This window comes from Mycobacterium sp. ITM-2016-00318 (assembly GCF_002968285.2).
In the GTDB taxonomy this organism is placed as follows: Bacteria; Actinomycetota; Actinomycetes; order Mycobacteriales; family Mycobacteriaceae; genus Mycobacterium.
On record NZ_CP134400.1, the window covers coordinates 623,433 to 639,832 of the forward strand.

Below are 16,400 nucleotides of genomic sequence, written 5' to 3' on the forward strand. Positions count from 1 at the left end.
TCAACGAGAAGGGGCTAGCCGTTGTCTGACGATTCGTCGCACGGGTTTCGGTCACAGCAGCGGTTCACCGATCCGGCGACCGACGAATCGCCGCCGCCGGAGTGGACCGATCCCACACCGCCGACCGGAATCCGGATCAGCCAACCGGACCCTGTGCCGCAGCCGTACCCGGAGCTCTCCACCGCCTCGCTGCTGCGACAGAACAAGCGTCCGCCGTCGGCGGGTTGGCGCCGGTTGCTGTTTCTTGCGTCGGGCAAGCTGATCAACCTCGGCGAGGGCCCGAAGGCGATCCACCACAACAGCCTGCTGGCCCAGGTGAACCGCCCATTGCAGGGCTGCTACCGGATCGCGCTGCTGTCGCTCAAGGGCGGGGTCGGCAAGACGACCATCACCGCGACGCTCGGCGCAACGTTCGCGTCGATTCGTGGCGACCGGGTGGTCGCCGTCGACGCCAACCCCGACCGCGGCACGCTGAGCCAGAAGGTTCCGCTGGAGACGCCTGCGACCGTGCGCCATCTGCTGCGCGACGCCGAGGGCATCGACCGCTACAGCGACGTCCGCAGCTACACGTCGCAGGGCCCGAGCCGGCTGGAGGTGCTGGCGTCGGAGAGCGACCCTGCGGTTTCGGAGGCGTTCAGCGCCGCCGATTACAACAGCACGCTTGATGTGCTTGAACGCTTCTACAGCCTGGTGCTGACCGACTGCGGCACCGGGCTCATGCACTCGGCGATGTCGGCGGTGCTGTCGAAGGCCGACGTGCTCGTCGTGATCAGTTCGGGCTCGGTCGACGGCGCCCGCAGTGCTTCGGCGACGCTGGACTGGCTCGACGCGCACGGCCACGAGGACATGGTGCGCAATTCGATCGCGGTGATCAACGCCGTGCGGCCGCGCTCAGGCAAAGTCGACATGCAGAAGGTTGTCGACCACTTCAACCGCCGCTGCCGGGCGGTGCGGTTGGTGCCGTTCGACCCGCATCTCGAAGAGGGTGCCGAGATCAGCCTGGAACTCCTGCGGCGCGAGACGCGTGAGGCGCTGATCGAGCTGGCAGCGGTGGTCGCAGACGGTTTCCCGGGCGCGCAGCGACCCAACGACCTGTTCTAAGGTCAGTCGAAGTCAGTTCGGGCGGGGTTTGTCGCCGCCGAGCCGACGCAGAAAATCCGGGTCGTCGTCAGGGCCGATTGTTCGCGTCCGCGGCCTCCCGGCCGTGGCGCGCGTCAGCCGCCAGCCGATGTAGATGAGGCCGACCAATACGACGACGAGGAGCAGAAAAGCCACGCAGAAAACCTCCTTGCCTTCTGAATATACGCGCCGTCGGTAGGCTCGGGCCGTGTCTGAGTCACGTGCAGGATCCCGGCTCCTCGTCGATGTGCTGGCCTACATGCTGGCCCGGCTTCTGCTCGTCGCAGTACTGGCCGCGATGATCTTCGGGGGCGCTCATCTGCTCGGCGTGCGCGACTTCCCGCTCATCATCGCGTTGCTGTTCGCGATCGTGATCGCGCTGCCGCTCGGCATGTGGATCTTCGCCCCGCTGCGCAGGCGCGCCAACGCGAGCATCGCCGCGATCGACGAGCGGCGGCGTCAGGATCGCGAGCAGCTTCAGGCCAGACTGCGCGGCGACGAGCCGCCGTCGAAGAAGTGAGCCGTGAAGCGTTTGGCGCTGAATTCGTCGGCGCCGAAGGGTTTTTGAACTCGCCGACGTATGGGTTACCGCCGCGGTTCATGTTCGATGCTCTGCAGGACTGCCTCCACGAATGGCAGGCGGGCACGATGGACGTACCGTCGTTCGACGAATCCGTGCGCGCGGCGCGGGCCGGTTATGCGGCGCTGGCCGGCGTGTCCGTGGACTCGGTGACGATGGCGGGCACCGTCTCCTCTGCGCTGGGCCTGGTCGCCGCCGCCATTCCCGACGGCAGCCGGGTGGCGACGCTGCCGAATGAATTCACTTCCACCAGTTTTCCGTTCGCCGCCCAGGCGTCGCGCGGCGTCACGGTCACCGAGCTGGATTCTGACAAATTGGTGACGACGGCCCGTGACTACGACGTGGTGACGGTGAGCCTCGTGCAGTCGTCCAACGGCGCACTGGTGGACGTCGACGCGCTCCGGGCGAACGTGGCGGGCACCGACACCCTGACCGTCATCGACGTCACCCAGGCGCTCGGCTGGAAGGACATCGCCCTGTCCTGGGCCGACGTCACCGTCGCGGCGGTCTACAAGTGGCTGCTGGCGCCGCGTGGCACCGCGTGGATGTCGCTGAGCGAACGGGTCTCGCGCTCGATGATCCCGCACGCCGCCAACTGGTACGCGGCCGACAAGCCGTGGTCGACGATCTACGGGCTGCCGCTGAAGTCGGCCGACGATGCGCGTCGCTTCGATGTGTCGCCGACGTGGTTCAGCGCGCTTGGATCCGGCTTGACTCTGTCCTGGGTGGCGTCGCTGGACCGGGCCGCGGTCGAAGCGCACTCGGTGGGTTTGGCCACCCTGCTGCGCACGGAACTGCAACTGCCGCAACAACCGTCGGCGATCGTGTCGATTCCGACCACCTCCGCCGAGAAGCTCAGGGACGCCGGCATCCGAGCGTCGATCCGGGCGGGCGCTGTCCGCGTCGGCTTCCATCTGTACAACACCGAAGATGACCTCGACCACCTGCTCGACGTACTGCGCTAGCAGCACACAGTTCAGTCGCGTCGTTTGCGAGAGGCGGCCGACCTCGGCGGGAGCGAACGCATGTGGTCGCGCGCACGGCTCATGATGTCGCCTAGCGAGCGGACGTCCTGATCGGACAGTGTGTCGAACAACAGGTCGCGGACAACTCGGATATGGCCCGGAAGCACCGTGGCGAGGCGCGCCGCGCCCGCATCGGTGATGTCGACGACCGTCTCGCGCTGGTCGGTCGAACTCGGTTCGCGGGTAATGAGGCCGGCCTTTTCGAGTAGCCCGGCTTGGTGGGTCAGGCCGCTGCGGCTGTACACCACGCCGTCGGCCAGATCGGTCATGGTCAGCGGCCGCTGCGCATCGCCGAGGAGGGCCAGGATCTGGAACTGCACATAGCTGAGATCTCCCTCGGCCCGCAGTTGCTGCTGCACGGCATATTGCAGCAGGCTGACGCCCTCGGTGAGGGCGAAGTAGGTGCGCATCTGCTGTGGGTCGAGCGCCTTGGCCACACCCCATCATAAGCTTCGATATCGAAGCATTGTGATCGACATCACTCCGGGCGGGGGATTGCTTCTACTTCGAAGCAAGTTACACGGTCTGTAACTGCTTCAACATCGAAACAACAAGGAGCCCACGATGAAAGCTGTCCTCTATGACCGCTACGGCGGTAGCGACGTTCTGCGGTACGACGACGTCGAGCGTCCGACGCCCGGCCCCGGGCAGGTCCTGGTGAAGGTGGCGGCGACATCGTTCAACCCGGTCGACGCGGGCATCCGCGGCGGCTATCTGTCTGACGTGTACAAGATCACTTTCCCGCACGTGCCCGGCGTCGACGTCGCTGGAACGATCAGTGAAATCGGTGACGACGTCACCGGCTGGAGGGCCGGCGACGCGGTCATCGGAATGCTTCCGCTCGACGCCGACGGCGCGGCCGCCGAGTATGCCGTCGCGCCGGTCGAGGCGCTGGCAGCCGCGCCGACCACGGTGACGCTGGCCGATTCCGCCGCGCTGCCGACCGTCGGGCTCACCGCGTGGCAGGCACTCTTCGAGATCGCCGGCTTGACGGCCGGGCAGACGATTCTGATCAACGGTGCGGGCGGGGCGGTCGGTGGCTACGCCGTCCAGCTCGCCAAGCAGGCGGGCGCTGTGGTCACCGCAACGGCTTCGTCGCGCAGTACGGGCGGTCTGCGCGACTACGGCGCCGACCAGGTCATCGACTACATCGATTACAGCGCAACGCCACTTCTCGCGGGAGCGACGTTCGACGTCGTGCTCAACCTGGTGAGCACCTCACCGGAGGAGACCGCTGCCCTCGTCGGCCTCGTCGCCGACGGTGGTTTCCACGTCGGCACGATGGTGTCGGGGCAGGAGGAGCCCGAGCGTCGTGTGCGTGCGCAACGGGTCTTCGTCCGCAGCGACGCCGCGCAGTTGGCCCACCTCGTCAGCCGCGTCGACACCGGAGAGCTGGCGATCGCCGTCGCCGACCGCCGTCCGCTGACCGACAGTGCTGCGGTGCACGACGATTCCGATGCCAATCGCCTACCCGGGAAGACGATCCTGATTCCTCCGGGTTGGTGAACCGCAGCCGCAGCGCAACGGCAAGGACTGTCCCGCCTGCTGCCAACCGGCGGGACGGCTCAGTCGAAGAGGTCGGGTTGTTCGCGGGTGATGCGGGCGAACAGCGGCTGGAAGCTGAACCACCCGGCGAAGTGCGTGCCGACCTGTCCCGCAGTGTGTTTGGCCATGGCAGGCTCGATGAGTACCGGCTTACCGACGGCTTCCGCCGTCAACTGTGCCTGGCACGACCGCTCCATCGTGATGAACCACCACGCTGCCTCCTCGACCGAATGGCCGACGGTGAGCAGGCCGTGGTTGCGCAGGATGGCGGCCTTGCAGTCGCCGAGGCTGTGCGCGATCCGCTTGCCTTCCTCGATGTCGAGCACGACGCCGGAGTACTGGTCGAAAAGCGCATGGTCGTCGTAGAACGCGCATGCGTCCTGGGTGATCGGATCGAGCAGACGCGCGAGCGTCGACCACGTCTTTCCGTACACCGAATGCGAATGGGCGGCGCTGATCACGTCTGGTCGCGCGGAGTGAATCTGTGAATGGATAGCGAACGCCGCCTGGTTCAGCGGCTTGTCGCCGTCGACGACGGTGCCGTCGTGGCGCACCAACAACAGGTCGCTGACGCGGATGTGGCCGAAGTGCATGCCGAACGGGTTCACCCAGAAGTGGTCGGTCAGTTCCGGGTCGCGCGCGGTGATGTGACCCGCCACGCCCTCGTCGAAGCCGAAGCGGCTGAAAAGGCGGAAGGCCGCGGCAAGGTTCTGCTTGCGGTGCAGCCGCTCATCTTCGACCGAACGGCTTTCGTCGGGCAGCAGCGCCGCGACGTTGCCACTCGCGAGTTTGCTTGCTTGTTCGAGGTCGTCGCCAGTCATGCGCTGAGGCTACGCGCCGAAATCCGTCAGCCGGCGGCGTCTTGCAGTATCTGCCGGAGCTTCTCGTTCGGATCGCCGTTGCCCGGATCCAGGCGCAGCTCACCCGGTCGTCCCTCGGGATCCGTCGCGCCGACGGCAGGAGGTGGCGCCGCAGGTGGTGGCGGTGCGCCGGGCGGCGGAGGAGGCGGCGGTGGGGGTGGCGCGTTGTCGAGCCCGGCGATCTTCGCTTCCAGCCGCGGAACGGTGTCGTTGCGTACCGCGCGGCGTTCAGTGTCGGGATCGGTGTTGCCGCCGAAGCAGCCTGCCGGTGCGTCCGCGACGATGGCCAGCGCACTTTGATATCGCTGACGGGCCTGATCGGTGCGGCCTTCCCAGCCGTCGATGTCGCCTTGTCGTTCGCGCACCAGCTCGAGGTTCACCAGCACCGGGCAGGACTCCTCGCGCGCAGTCAGGGACAGCGCCTCCGAGAACCGCGCGTCGGCCTCGTCGAGGCGGCCTTGCAGTACCGCGGCCGTCCCCGCCGTGAAGGGAGCTTTCGCCCGCTCGATCACATTCAGCGTGTTGAGCGTCGAACTGTTGCCGTCAAGCCCGTCGGCATCGCCGTCACGGAAATTGGCGACCGCCGAATTGCCTGCGACCACGACGGAAATCAGTTTGATGGCGGCGATCAGGGCGATCAGCGCAATGGGAGCCGAGAAGAGAACGAGCCGCTTGCGCAATGCCAGCCGCGACGGTCTACGGGTAGCTGTCACACCGTCACGTCCCGTCTGGCCAACCGGGTGCGCCGAATGTCGCGGATGCCGGCGAACAGCTCGAACAGCAGCAGTACCGCGGCAAGCAGGGTGAACACCCAGTACAGCTCCGTGCGGCCGGGCACCTCGGACGGCGTCGTGGCGCCGGTGGTGGCCTGAGGTGTTCCGCCACCGGGAGCGAATTCGGCGATCGGCTTGCCGTCATCGCGATCGGCGTAGGGCACGCCGAGTTGCCCGGCAACGGCACGCAGGCCCGGCTCGTCTCGGGCGGCGCCGTAACCGAAGACCGCCCCGCCGTCCACCGCCCCGGCGGTCGGTTCGAATTCGCCCTGAGGCGCGCGGGAACCGGCTGGGCCGGAACCGAAGTAGAACACCAGGCTCTCGGAGTTCGGATATTGCTGCCCGGCTCCGATGAGCTGATAGCGCAGCACGTTGGCGGCGGCCGCAGCGTTCACGTCCTCGTTGTCGTCGTTCGCGGGATACGGCGTCAGCCGAGCCACCTCGGGACGCAGGCTCCAGGCGTCCTCCGACAGCGGCCAGTCCAGTGACGGGCGGGAGGCGAAGGCGATCATCGCGAAGCGCGCACCCGGGTACTGGTCGATCAACGCCTGGATATCGTCGCGAATGGCAGACATCCGTGACTGGTTGTCGCGGTGGTCTTCAACGCCCGAATCCGGCGACCGGTCGACGATGAAGAAGACGTTGGTGTTGTCGGCGGCCCGCGCCGCCGCGGCACCCCGCTCGCCGCGGTCGATGCCCGGCCTGGCCGCGGCGATGAGGAGCAGCAGGACGGCGAGTGTCAGACCGGTCCAGCGCCAGACGGTCGACCACCGACCCCCGGCTGTGGCGTACAGCCGCCGCATGGTCAGTAGTCGCATTGCGATGACCACGACGGCGACCACGATCAGGACGACGGTTGGCAGCACCGGCTGAAACGTCATCGTCTCAACACCATCAGCGACAGGCACAGCAGCATGGAGGCCACCACGGCAACGCCGAGCGGAACGGCAGGCGCGTCGCCGAACCAGGAGGTGGTGGACTCTTCGACGGGAGCGGTCGCCGCAGGCGATTTACCTCGAATGGCGTCCAGATCGCCGGTGAGCTGGTCCTGTCGCCCGTCGAGCGAGAAGTACTGTCCGCCTGACGATTTCGCGACCGACGGTAGGACGCCCGCGTTGCGGCTCGATGTACTGAGCGCGTTGATCTGGATACCAGCCTTGCTCGCCATGGCGCTGATCTGGTCCGCCGTAAGCAACGACGGCCTGGTCTCGTCGGCTCCGCGCAGCTGGCCAGAGCCGAGATAGATCAGCGAACGACGGTGTGAGCTTGTCGATTCGAAGGACGGGAAGCCGGTCATACACAGCGCGAGGACATCCTCGACGCTGGACGCGTAGTCGACGTAGTTCACCGCCGGCGTGAATGAGGCGGCGGTGGCGACGGCGTCGTCTGCGCGGTCCCGGGAAAGCTTGGCGAGGTCGCCGAGCCTGGCGGCCACGTATTGGTAGTCGCGGGTCATCGGGATGACGCGACGGTTTGGCGAGGTGAGGCCGATGCGCTGGGTGCCATACGTTCTGGCCTGGCCCGCGAAGTACGTCAGGAAGTCTCCGGTGACTGGTTCGGTGACGGGCTCGCCGACACAGAGCATGATGTCGTCCGGCGGGTCGGGCGGCGCGCTCGACCACCACCACCCGCTCGGTCGAGCGCTGGCAAGTACCGACGCGCCGAGAAGCAGCCCGATCAAGGCCACCGCCATGAGCATCGAGAAGAGCCTCGCCCGTGCCAGTCGGGCGTATTCGGGTAGACGCGTCAGCCGCGAGGTGTTCGCCATCCGGCGCAGTTGCCGCCGAACCTGCTCCATCGGTAGAAGCAGCGCAAGCACGATAGCGACCGCGGCGCAGATCAATCCGGCGATCGCGACCGGCCACCAGGTCAGGACCACGACTGGATCAATTCCTCGGCCGTCACACCGATTTCTCGGACGTCGACCGGCGACGCCGTGTTGAACTGCGCATCGTTGAGTGCGGCGAGCACGGGGGCCGCATCGGCCAGCGTGCCGGATCGGATCGCTTCCACATGCAGGTACTGCGCGGGAGTGCCGGTTGCCTGGTGCAGGAAGCTGCGCAACGTCCGGCTCATCCGGTGACTGGCCTCGGCCGCCGTCAGTTCACCTGCGCGGTATTGCCCGTCGATCGACCGGATCGCGCGGACGAATGTCCGTCTCAGCAGCTTGGCATGCACCGATCGCAGCACGGGAATGGACCGCAGCCGGTGCGCTGGCAGCGTCCAGGCGAAAACGGCTGTGTACCAGCCGATGACGAGGAGCAACAGCGCCAACCCGAGCCATAACCACGACGCCGAGTACGGCGACGGGCCGAACACGAAATTCAGAACGTCATCCGGCACGCGGCCGCACCCCCGTACGAGAGGAGGACGAGGAGACACCCGCACGCGAGGAGGACGAGGAGACGCCCGCACGCGAGGAGGACGAGAACACCCCCGCACGCGAGGAGGACGAGAACACCTGCGCCATCTCGACCAGCCGAGAGCGGATCTGCCGGCTGGCGCCGACGATCGTATGGGGGATCGCACGTGTGGTCATGAACTCTTCGAGCGTGCGCCGACGGTTCGTCTCGGCGCGCCGGTAGGCGGCCACGATCCGGGGACCGAGGTCGGCTTCGCCGATCACGAAGTTCCCGTTCGCGACGTCGTACCCGTCGTGCTGCGCTACGTGCGTTCCGATGGCGGGTGCGTCGGCGACCATGGCCCACAAGACATCATGCCGACCTGCGAGTCGGCGCACCGCCTCCTCGAGATGCCCGCCGGTCTCGGGCTCGTCGGAAACCACCACGATGAGCATCGAGTGACGGTAATGCTTCGCCACATAATCCAATTGACAGGCGATTTCACTGGCGCCGGGCTTGGCCAGTGCGTGACCGTAGTACCGGTGCAGCATGTTCTCGATATGGGTTTCGCCGCGGCCCTGGCGGATGTTGACGCAACCGCGGCTGTCACCGTAGACCATGCCGATCTGATCGGCGCGACCGAGAGTGATCAACCCGATGGCGCCGAGAATGTTGGTGGCCACATCGATTTTCGCCTCGCCGCTCGGCGCCTGCGCCGTCATGTTCCGGCCTGCGTCGGCGACGAGCAGGATCTTGTGGTGCTTCTCGTCGACGAAGCGCTTGATCAACACGCTGCCCGAGCGTGCGGAGGCCTTCCAGTCGATGTCGCGCACATCGTCGCCGCGCACGTAGGGGCGCAGGTCGTCGAATTCCAGGCTGCGGCTGTGCAACAGCGCGTAGCGCCCGCCTTCGAGGAGGCCGCGGGTGTCGGTGCCGAAATGCGACCTCGCCCTGTTGAGATGCTTGCTCACGCCGAAGCCTTAGGGCACTCGGACAGCTTGCAGCACAGCGTCGATGACTACTTCGGGGGTGACGCCGTTGCTCGCCGCCTCGAAGCCGAGGATGAGGCGGTGCCGCAGCACGCGGTGGGCCAGCGTGGCGATGTCGTCGGGGATCACGTGTGCCCGGCCCGACAGCAGCGCGAGCGCACGCGCGGACTTGACGAAGGCGATGGTCGCGCGCGGGCTGGCGCCGTACTCGATGAGGCGCGCCAGTTGCGCGGGTAGGTAATCCTCGGGCGCGCGGGTCACCGAGACGAGCTCGCTGGCGTAGCGGATCAAAGCCTTGTCCATGTAGATGTGGCGGACCACGTCCTGCAGCCGACGAATGTCATTGAGCCCGACGACCGGCCTGCTTCGGTTGCTCTTGTCGTATAGCCCCGCGTCCATGCGGTCCATCACCTCGACCTCTTCGTCGGCGGAGGGATAGGAGAGAACGTCTTTGAGCATGAACCGGTCGGTCTGCGCCTCCGACAGCGGATAGGTGCCTTCCTGGTCGACCGGGTTCTGGGTGGCTATCACCAGAAACGGTTCGGGGATCGGGTAGACCGTTCCCGCGATGGTGGTCTGACGTTCCTCCATCGCCTCCAGCATGGCGCTCTGGGTTTTGGCACTACTGCGGTTGATCTCGTCGAGCAGCACGATGTTCGTGTGCACCGGGCCGAGCTGGGTGTTGAACGAGTTCGTCGCCGACTCGTAGACCTGGGTGCCGATAATGTCGCTTGGCAGCAGGTCAGGGGTGCACTGGATGCGCTGGAAGCCGCCGTGGATGGATTCTGCGACGACGCGGGCGGCCGTCGTCTTCGCCAGGCCAGGAACGCTCTCGATAAGGATGTGTCCGCCCGCGAGCAGGCCGATGAGCAGCGACTCCCGCAGGTTCTGCTGGCCCACCACCTTCGCGGAAAAGGCGTTGCCGACGGCGCCGACGATGCGCTGGGCATCGGTGATGGCACGCTGGTCGAGCGGTGCGGGTGCTGCGGTCATCTGTGCCTTTCTAGCCGTGAACGGGCCAGGGTGCTAGTACCCGTGGTCGCCGGTCCGCACACAGAGACCTCGAAGGGGTTGGTTGCCCTCCGTCGCGAGCAGATGCAAAAGTGCCCAAAGGCGCCCGTTCGAGGGTACTTTTGCGCCTGCTCGCGGTGAAGTCAGGCCAGGAATCGGGCGACGTAGCCGGCGAACGGGTCGCGCAGCTCACTCTCGGTCAGGCCGAACATCTCCGGCGATGTCGCCACCTTGCCGAGTCGGCCGCGCTGGTGGCCTGCCAGGTAGCCGCTGATCGCTGTCAGTGCTTCGTCGTCGAGCGCCTCGCCTGCTTTGTCGTACACCTGCGTCGCGACGGCCATCTCGTCGACCATGAACTCGTCGAACCGGACGTCGATCGAGCGTTCCTCCGGAATGGTTTCACGATCGCGGACCAGCGCGTTGAGCATCCGGCCCAGCCGCTCGACCCATGTCGACGAGATGTCGTGTACCGGCACCGGCGCGCAGTACATCCGCGCGCTGTAGGTGATCATCGCAAGCATCGACAGCGTCACCGGGGCCGGGTCGCGATGGGTGAAGATCACGAACACGTCGGGGAAGACGGCGTTCAGCACCGGCAGTTGCTCCAGGTGCTGCGGCGACTTGAGCAGCCAGCGCCGGCCCCCGCGAAGGAACTGCATGGCTTTCAGTTGTGTCGCGAGGTACTCGTAATGCGACGTCTGATCGTGGGCCATGTAGTAGTCGCGCCACCGCGGTACGTGCGCCAGCGTCTCGAACAACATCGTGGAGAAGTCGTTGGCCAGTAGCTGAATCTCCTCGTGCACATGGTCGGTCGTCATTTCGTGCATCAAGGGGAAGTGCGGCATCACGACGTTCATCACTTCGACGGCGACGTCCATCCGGGTTCGGCGCGGATCGGGCTCGAGGCCGGCTTCGGCAGGCAACGGGAACGGCTCATTGCTTTCCCAGTACGGCATCGTGCGGAAGGTCGCCGGCGCGGCAAGCAGGTTGTGCAGGTGGGTGGTCCCGGTGCGCGGCAGCCCGGCGATGACGACCGGCGGCAGCAGTTCGATGTCGTTGATCTGCGGGTGACGAGCCAGTAGTTCGGTGAGCAGCAACCGGTTCTTCAGCCACTGCAGTAGCTGGGCGTGATGGTTGACGATCCCGGCTGGGATCAGCGTCGGAATCTCCCGCAGCGCAGTCAGATACACATCGAGGCGTTCTCGGTAGTCGTCGGGGCCGAAGTCGTCGAAGCCGGTCTCTGCGGCGGCCTTGGCGTGCAGTACGTCGGCGTCGAGTGGGCAGTCGGGCGCCATGGACGCCATCACGTCGCGAATCTGCTGCGCCCCTTCGCTGAAGCGCGGCTCGGTCAGGTCATCGAGGTGGGCGACGGCTGCTTCGACATCGGTCATGTGGACTTATGTTACTCTGAGTTTCGTAATGACAACAGACCTCGGCCGCCCCCGCGACCCGCGCATCGACGATTCGGTGCTGCGCGCGACGGTCGAACTGCTGGGGACGTCGGGTTACGCCGATTTGTCGGTCGATGCGATCGCCAAGCGCGCCGGCACCAGTAAGCCGGCGATCTACCGGCGCTGGCCGAGCAAGGCGCATGTGGTGCACGAGGCGGTCTTTCCGATCTCCGAGGCGACCGAGCTGCCAGACACCGGCTCGCTCGCCGGCGATTTACGCGAGATGGTGCGGCGCGCGACGGGCGTGCTGACCACTCCGGCAGCGAGAGCCGCGATGCCGGGGCTGCTGGCGGAGATGGCCACCGATCCGACGCTGCATGAGAAGCTGCTCGGCCGGTTCGGCGACATCACCACCCGAGGTATGACCGAGCGTCTCGACGACGCCGTGAGGCGCGGCGAAGTCCGGCCGGACGTGACGGCCGTCGATCTCGTCGAAGCCATCGCCGGCATGGCGTTGATGGCGATCATCACCCGCAATCACGATCTCGACGACGCCTGGGTGGAGCGCACGGCCACCTTCATCACGAAAGGAATCAGCGCATGACACACGAGTCGACGCTTGCATGGCGCGAACTGCTGGAAACCCTTGGGGAACTGGATGCCTCGTTCCTCGAAGGCGATCGCGCCGTCACCGATGACCGGCACGTCGCCGACGGCTATCGCATGCTCGCGACCACACTCGGCGTCGCATTCGATACCTATATGTTCCCCGACCCGAGCCGACCGCGGTGGATCGAGGTCAATTCGCCTGCGCGGCAGGATCGCCGCTGGGGCGGGGACAACACCGACGCCTACTACTTCATGTGCCCGGTGGACCCGAAGCGGCGCTACCGAATCAGCGGGAACAAAGGTGACAGCGTCTACTTCTCGGTGACCGCATACAACGAGCCGTCGCCGGGTGCGTGGTCGGACCGGATCGTCGCGATCCTGCGCGACGACGACCTCGACATCGACGCCGACGGCAACTTCTCGTTCGAATTGGGGCCGACGCCCGATGCGGCCGTGCTGATGACCCGCGACTACCAGGCCGACCCGCGCACCGGACGGCCCGTCAGCTGGCATATCGAGGCACTCGACGAGCCGGATCCGTTCCGCCACGGTGACGAAGAGACCGCCGCCGCTCTGCGGGCGAGTGCCGCGTGGATGCGGACCATGTTCGCCATTCTGCCGCTCGCCGTCGGCGCACGGGTCGAGGACTCTCACGCCTTGGGCCACGAGATCTCGCAGGCCGCAAACCAATTCGCCGATCCCTACCAGGTTCCCGACGCGAACTTCGGCTGGTCGGCGCGCGACGCCTGCTATGGGTACGGAAGCTTCGTGCTCTCTGACGACGAGGCGCTGGTCATCACTCATCGACCGCCGAAGTGCCGATTCTGGAACTTGGTGCTGTGGAATCAGTTCATGGCCACTCCGGGCGTCGACGACGCTCGCAGTTCGGTCAACGGCCACAGCGCGGTGCCCAACGCCGACGGCTCGGTGACGGTCGTGTTGTCGCGCGGGATGACTACGCATCCGAATGCGCTGACGACGCTGGGCTATCCGCTCGGCAACCTCGCGTTCCGCTGGTTCCTCGCCGAAGACGTGCCCGCCCGCCCGGAGGTGCAGTTGGTCAAAGTTGCCGATGCGCCGACGGCCGTCAGCTGATGAAGGGCGCTAGGCGCCGAGCCACAACGCCAGCGCCAACGCGATCGACCACACCAGCATGGTCAGGCCCGTGTCACGCAGGACCGGGATGAGGTCTCTGCCGATGCCGCCGGTGCGCACGGGCCGCGCGGCACGCAGCGCCAGCGGCGCCGCGACCAACCCGACCGCGCACCACGGCGTCGCGAGCATCAGCAACAACGTCATGAGCAGGGCGACGGCCAACAGGCCCTGATACAGCAGGCGAGTGCGGGCGTCGCCGAGGCGCACCGCCAGCGTGATCTTGTCGGCTTCCTTGTCGGTGGGTATGTCGCGAAGATTGTTGGCGACCAGGACCGCCGACGACAGCGATCCGATACCGGCCGCGAGGGCGAGGCCAATCCAGTCGACGCGACCGGCCTGCGTGTACTGCGTACCGAGCACGGCGACAAGGCCGAAGAACACGAACACGGCGACCTCGCCGAGTCCCAGATATCCGTACGGCTTCGAGCCTCCGGTATAGAGCCACGCGCCTGCGATGCACACCGCTCCGACGGCGAGCAGCCACGGCGCACTCACGAGGGCCAGTGCGGCCCCGGCCACGGCAGCGAGGCCGAAGCACACCAATGCAGCGGTGAGCACCTTGCGTGGTGCGGCCAAGCGGGACCCCACCAGCCGCAGCGGACCGGCGCGCACATCGTCGGTGCCGCGGATGCCGTCGGAATAGTCGTTGGCGTAGTTGACCCCGACGATCATCGCGACCGCGACGGCGAGCGCCAGCAGGGCCTTCCACCAGACGAAGCCGTCCAGCCAGGCAGCGGCACCCGTGCCCCCGATCACCGGAGCGATGGCGTTCGGCAGAGTGCGCGGTCGCGCCCCCTCGACCCACTGCGCGACACTCGCCACGGACGCCATCGTGTCATGGGCTGCCAATCTTGCGGGCGGAGTGACGACCGACACATTGTCGGGCTGCGGCCGCCGCCGAAGACTGAGACCATGGATGACCGACTCAGCAGCGGCGAGATTCGTAAGGACGCACTTCAGGAGATTGCGCAATCCGTGGCATCGACGGTGGGCGAGGTGACCGCAATCATCACCACCGCCGTCAAAGACGTCTTCGGCGCGATCGGCGGCCTGGCCACCGACGTGTTCGAGATCCGGGAAGGGGTCCGCCGCGCGCAGGAGCGCAGCGACGACACAATGGAGTGATGCTCGGAGTCATCGGCGGCAGCGGCTTCTACTCGTTCTTCGGCCCTGATGCGCGCAGCATCAACCTCGACACGCCCTACGGCGAGCCGAGCGCACCGATCACAGTGGGCACCGTCGGCGATCACGAGGTGGCGTTCCTGCCTCGTCACGGCGTCAACCACGAGTTCTCGCCGCACACGGTCCCGTATCGGGCCAACATGTGGGCGCTGCGCGCGCTGGGTGTGCGGCGGATCTTCGGTCCCTGCGCGGTGGGCAGCCTCACGCCTGAACTCGGGCCCGGCGCGATGGTGGTGCCCGATCAACTGGTCGACCGGACCCGCGGACGCCTTGACACCTACTTCGATTCCGGCGGCGTCCACGTCGGGTTCGCCGACCCCTACTGTCCCGCGCTTCGCGCCGCGGTGACCGACCTGCCCGGGGTGGTCGACGGCGGCACCATGGTCGTGGTTCAGGGTCCGCGGTTCTCGACGCGTGCCGAGAGCCAGTGGTTCGCGCGGGAGGGCTTCACGCTGGTGAACATGACCGGCTACCCCGAGGCGGTACTGGCCCGCGAGCTCGAGATGTGTTACGCAGCAATAACTTTGGTGACCGACGTTGACGCAGGTGTACCAGTGGGAAGTGGCGTGCGCGCCGTGGATGTGTTCGCCGAATTCGAGCGCAACCTTGTGCCGTTCAAGAAGCTGGTGCACGAGGCGATCTCCCAGGTCACCGCCGAGCGCCTGTGCACCGACTGCCTGGCGCACGAAGGCGTCACCCTGCCGTTCGAACTGCCATGAGGGTGCTGCTGACCGGCGCGGCCGGCTTCATCGGATCGCGGGTGGCAACCGCGCTCGACGAAGCCGGTCATGAGGTTGTTGCCGTCGACGCCATGCTGCCCGCCGCGCACGGCGAGAATACCGAACCGCCTGAAGGGGTACAGCGCGTCGACGTGCGGGACGCGACGGCGGTGGCGTCGCTACTCGGCGGCGTCGATGTGGTGTGTCATCAGGCGGCGGTGGTCGGTGCAGGGGTCGACGCGGCGGATGCGCCGTCGTACGGCAGCCACAACGACTACGCCACGTCGGTGCTGCTGGCTGAGATGTTCGCCGCGGGCTGTCGACGCTTGGTGCTGGCGTCGTCGATGGTGGTGTACGGGCAGGGCCGGTTCAGGTGCGCCGAGCACGGTGTCGTCGATCCGCTGCCTCGCGCACGCGCCGACCTCGACGCGGGGATCTTCGAACACCGCTGCCCCGTCGGCGGTGAGGAACTGCAGTGGCAGCTGGTCGACGAGGATGCGCCGCTGCGGCCGCGCAGTCTGTACGCGGCGAGCAAGCTCGCACAGGAGCATTACGCGCTGGCATGGGCGGAGTCGACCGGGGGATCGGTGGTGGCGCTGCGCTATCACAACGTTTACGGGCCGCACATGCCGCGCGATACCCCGTACTCGGGGGTCGCGGCGATCTTCCGCTCGCAGCTCGAAGCGGGCGATGTGCCGAGAGTTTTCGAGGATGGCGGCCAGATGCGCGACTTCGTTCACGTCGACGACATCGCCGCGGCCAACGTGTTGTCCGTCGAGTCGGACCTGGGCGGCTTCAATCCGGCCAATGTGTGCTCGGGTAAGCCGATCTCGATTCTCGAGGTCGCGACCGAGTTGTGCGAAGCGCGCGGAGAGTCGGCGCCGGTCGTGACGGGCCAGTACCGCAGCGGCGACGTCCGCCACATCGTGGCGAGTCCGGCGGGGGCCAAAGAGTTGCTGCAATTTAACGCCGCCGTCGATCCGCGGGACGGTCTGCGGGAGTTCGCGTACGCCCCTTTGCGCGGGTAGGCAGTGCGCTTGGGAATCTTGCGTAAGCGGGATAGCTCCCGGGCTTGCGCCGTGTTAGCGTTTGCCAAGTCG

Annotated in this window: 20 protein-coding genes; 9 read left to right on the forward strand and 11 right to left on the reverse strand. The window is 66.8% G+C overall.

Annotated elements, in window-relative coordinates:
- Positions 1-21 precede the first annotated feature (21 nt).
- Positions 22-1,101, forward strand: coding sequence for a MinD/ParA family protein (locus tag C6A82_RS02990; protein WP_105343419.1), 1,080 nt, complete (start codon positions 22-24; stop codon positions 1,099-1,101).
- A gap of 12 nt (positions 1,102-1,113) precedes the next feature.
- On the opposite strand, the gene C6A82_RS02995 is transcribed toward C6A82_RS02990, so the two are convergent.
- Complete coding sequence (locus tag C6A82_RS02995; protein ID WP_199193665.1) at positions 1,114-1,275, reverse strand: hypothetical protein; 162 nt, start codon at positions 1,273-1,275, stop codon at positions 1,114-1,116.
- Between the two features lie 52 nt (positions 1,276-1,327).
- Between C6A82_RS02995 and C6A82_RS03000 the strand changes: the two genes are divergently transcribed.
- Both C6A82_RS03000 and C6A82_RS03005 read left to right on the forward strand, forming a co-directional pair.
- Entirely contained in the window at positions 1,328-1,639 is a 312-nt protein-coding gene (locus C6A82_RS03000; protein ID WP_105343421.1) for a DUF4229 domain-containing protein, read from the forward strand.
- A complete protein-coding gene (locus C6A82_RS03005) occupies positions 1,636-2,664 on the forward strand; it encodes an aminotransferase class V-fold PLP-dependent enzyme (RefSeq protein ID WP_105343423.1) in 1,029 nt (342 codons plus the stop codon). Before C6A82_RS03000 ends, C6A82_RS03005 begins: the two co-directional genes overlap by 4 nt.
- An 11-nt stretch (positions 2,665-2,675) precedes the next feature.
- On the opposite strand, the gene C6A82_RS03010 is transcribed toward C6A82_RS03005, so the two are convergent.
- The gene (locus C6A82_RS03010) at positions 2,676-3,161 is read right to left on the reverse strand and encodes a MarR family winged helix-turn-helix transcriptional regulator (RefSeq protein WP_105343425.1); all 486 of its coding nucleotides are present in this window, start codon (positions 3,159-3,161) and stop codon (positions 2,676-2,678) included.
- A 127-nt stretch (positions 3,162-3,288) separates the two neighbouring features.
- Between C6A82_RS03010 and C6A82_RS03015 the strand changes: the two genes are divergently transcribed.
- Entirely contained in the window at positions 3,289-4,230 is a 942-nt protein-coding gene (locus C6A82_RS03015) for an NADP-dependent oxidoreductase (protein ID WP_105343427.1), read from the forward strand.
- Between the two features lie 59 nt (positions 4,231-4,289).
- Here the strand turns inward: C6A82_RS03015 and C6A82_RS03020 are convergent, their stop codons facing one another.
- From C6A82_RS03020 to C6A82_RS03055, 8 genes are all read right to left on the reverse strand, one after another.
- On the reverse strand, positions 4,290-5,090 hold the full coding sequence (locus C6A82_RS03020) for a class II aldolase/adducin family protein (RefSeq protein WP_105343429.1): 801 nt from the start codon (positions 5,088-5,090) through the stop codon (positions 4,290-4,292).
- Positions 5,091-5,116: 26 nt separating this feature from the next.
- Entirely contained in the window at positions 5,117-5,842 is a 726-nt protein-coding gene (locus C6A82_RS03025; RefSeq protein ID WP_105343432.1) for a hypothetical protein, read from the reverse strand.
- The gene (locus tag C6A82_RS03030) at positions 5,839-6,783 is read right to left on the reverse strand and encodes a VWA domain-containing protein (RefSeq protein WP_105343434.1); all 945 of its coding nucleotides are present in this window, start codon (positions 6,781-6,783) and stop codon (positions 5,839-5,841) included. Before C6A82_RS03030 ends, C6A82_RS03025 begins: the two co-directional genes overlap by 4 nt.
- A complete protein-coding gene (locus C6A82_RS03035) occupies positions 6,780-7,781 on the reverse strand; it encodes a hypothetical protein (RefSeq protein ID WP_105343436.1) in 1,002 nt (333 codons plus the stop codon). Before C6A82_RS03035 ends, C6A82_RS03030 begins: the two co-directional genes overlap by 4 nt.
- Positions 7,772-8,245 carry a hypothetical protein gene (locus C6A82_RS03040; protein ID WP_105343437.1) on the reverse strand — a complete coding sequence of 158 codons (474 nt, stop codon included), beginning with the start codon at positions 8,243-8,245 and terminating at the stop codon, positions 7,772-7,774. Before C6A82_RS03040 ends, C6A82_RS03035 begins: the two co-directional genes overlap by 10 nt.
- Complete coding sequence (locus C6A82_RS03045; RefSeq protein WP_105343439.1) at positions 8,235-9,215, reverse strand: DUF58 domain-containing protein; 981 nt, start codon at positions 9,213-9,215, stop codon at positions 8,235-8,237. Before C6A82_RS03045 ends, C6A82_RS03040 begins: the two co-directional genes overlap by 11 nt.
- A 9-nt stretch (positions 9,216-9,224) precedes the next feature.
- A complete protein-coding gene (locus C6A82_RS03050) occupies positions 9,225-10,226 on the reverse strand; it encodes a MoxR family ATPase (RefSeq protein WP_311101643.1) in 1,002 nt (333 codons plus the stop codon).
- A gap of 161 nt (positions 10,227-10,387) precedes the next feature.
- Positions 10,388-11,635: a sulfotransferase gene (locus C6A82_RS03055; protein WP_105343066.1), complete on the reverse strand. Its 1,248-nt coding sequence runs from the start codon at positions 11,633-11,635 to the stop codon at positions 10,388-10,390.
- 28 nt (positions 11,636-11,663) lie between these two features.
- Between C6A82_RS03055 and C6A82_RS03060 the strand changes: the two genes are divergently transcribed.
- Together C6A82_RS03060 and C6A82_RS03065 are read left to right on the forward strand one after the other, a co-directional pair.
- On the forward strand, positions 11,664-12,239 hold the full coding sequence (locus C6A82_RS03060) for a TetR/AcrR family transcriptional regulator (RefSeq protein WP_105343064.1): 576 nt from the start codon (positions 11,664-11,666) through the stop codon (positions 12,237-12,239).
- Positions 12,236-13,339 (forward strand): DUF1214 domain-containing protein, encoded by a 1,104-nt coding sequence (locus tag C6A82_RS03065; RefSeq protein ID WP_105343062.1) that lies wholly within the window; start codon positions 12,236-12,238, stop codon positions 13,337-13,339. The genes C6A82_RS03060 and C6A82_RS03065 overlap by 4 nt, the downstream gene beginning before the upstream one ends.
- Positions 13,340-13,348: 9 nt before the next feature.
- On the opposite strand, the gene C6A82_RS03070 is transcribed toward C6A82_RS03065, so the two are convergent.
- Entirely contained in the window at positions 13,349-14,221 is an 873-nt protein-coding gene (locus C6A82_RS03070) for a 1,4-dihydroxy-2-naphthoate polyprenyltransferase (protein WP_105343070.1), read from the reverse strand.
- Between the two features lie 90 nt (positions 14,222-14,311).
- Here C6A82_RS03070 and C6A82_RS03075 point away from each other — a divergent pair, with 90 nt between their 5' ends.
- Genes C6A82_RS03075 through C6A82_RS03085 form a run of 3 tightly spaced genes read left to right on the forward strand, consistent with a single transcriptional unit; the run spans position 14,312 to position 16,328 of the window.
- Positions 14,312-14,524, forward strand: coding sequence for a hypothetical protein (locus tag C6A82_RS03075; RefSeq protein ID WP_105343060.1), 213 nt, complete (start codon positions 14,312-14,314; stop codon positions 14,522-14,524).
- Positions 14,521-15,300, forward strand: a complete 780-nt coding sequence (locus tag C6A82_RS03080; protein WP_199193648.1) for an S-methyl-5'-thioadenosine phosphorylase — start codon at positions 14,521-14,523, stop codon at positions 15,298-15,300. Before C6A82_RS03075 ends, C6A82_RS03080 begins: the two co-directional genes overlap by 4 nt.
- Positions 15,297-16,328, forward strand: a complete 1,032-nt coding sequence (locus C6A82_RS03085; protein ID WP_105343056.1) for an NAD(P)-dependent oxidoreductase — start codon at positions 15,297-15,299, stop codon at positions 16,326-16,328. The genes C6A82_RS03080 and C6A82_RS03085 overlap by 4 nt, the downstream gene beginning before the upstream one ends.
- Positions 16,329-16,400 lie beyond the last annotated feature (72 nt).

What these genes read in the sequence shown, in the direction of transcription:
- C6A82_RS03065 (WP_105343062.1), top strand. Translation starts at nt 12,236, where the DNA reads ATGACACACGAGTCGACGCTTGCATGGCGCGAACTGCTGGAAACCCTT.
- C6A82_RS03085 (WP_105343056.1), top strand. Translation starts at nt 15,297, where the DNA reads ATGAGGGTGCTGCTGACCGGCGCGGCCGGCTTCATCGGATCGCGGGTG.
- C6A82_RS03015 (WP_105343427.1), top strand. Translation starts at nt 3,289, where the DNA reads ATGAAAGCTGTCCTCTATGACCGCTACGGCGGTAGCGACGTTCTGCGG.
- C6A82_RS03030 (WP_105343434.1), bottom strand. Translation starts at nt 6,783, where the DNA reads ATGACGTTTCAGCCGGTGCTGCCAACCGTCGTCCTGATCGTGGTCGCC.
- C6A82_RS03055 (WP_105343066.1), bottom strand. Translation starts at nt 11,635, where the DNA reads ATGACCGATGTCGAAGCAGCCGTCGCCCACCTCGATGACCTGACCGAG.
- C6A82_RS03050 (WP_311101643.1), bottom strand. Translation starts at nt 10,226, where the DNA reads ATGACCGCAGCACCCGCACCGCTCGACCAGCGTGCCATCACCGATGCC.
- C6A82_RS03060 (WP_105343064.1), top strand. Translation starts at nt 11,664, where the DNA reads ATGACAACAGACCTCGGCCGCCCCCGCGACCCGCGCATCGACGATTCG.
- C6A82_RS03075 (WP_105343060.1), top strand. Translation starts at nt 14,312, where the DNA reads ATGGATGACCGACTCAGCAGCGGCGAGATTCGTAAGGACGCACTTCAG.
- C6A82_RS03020 (WP_105343429.1), bottom strand. Translation starts at nt 5,090, where the DNA reads ATGACTGGCGACGACCTCGAACAAGCAAGCAAACTCGCGAGTGGCAAC.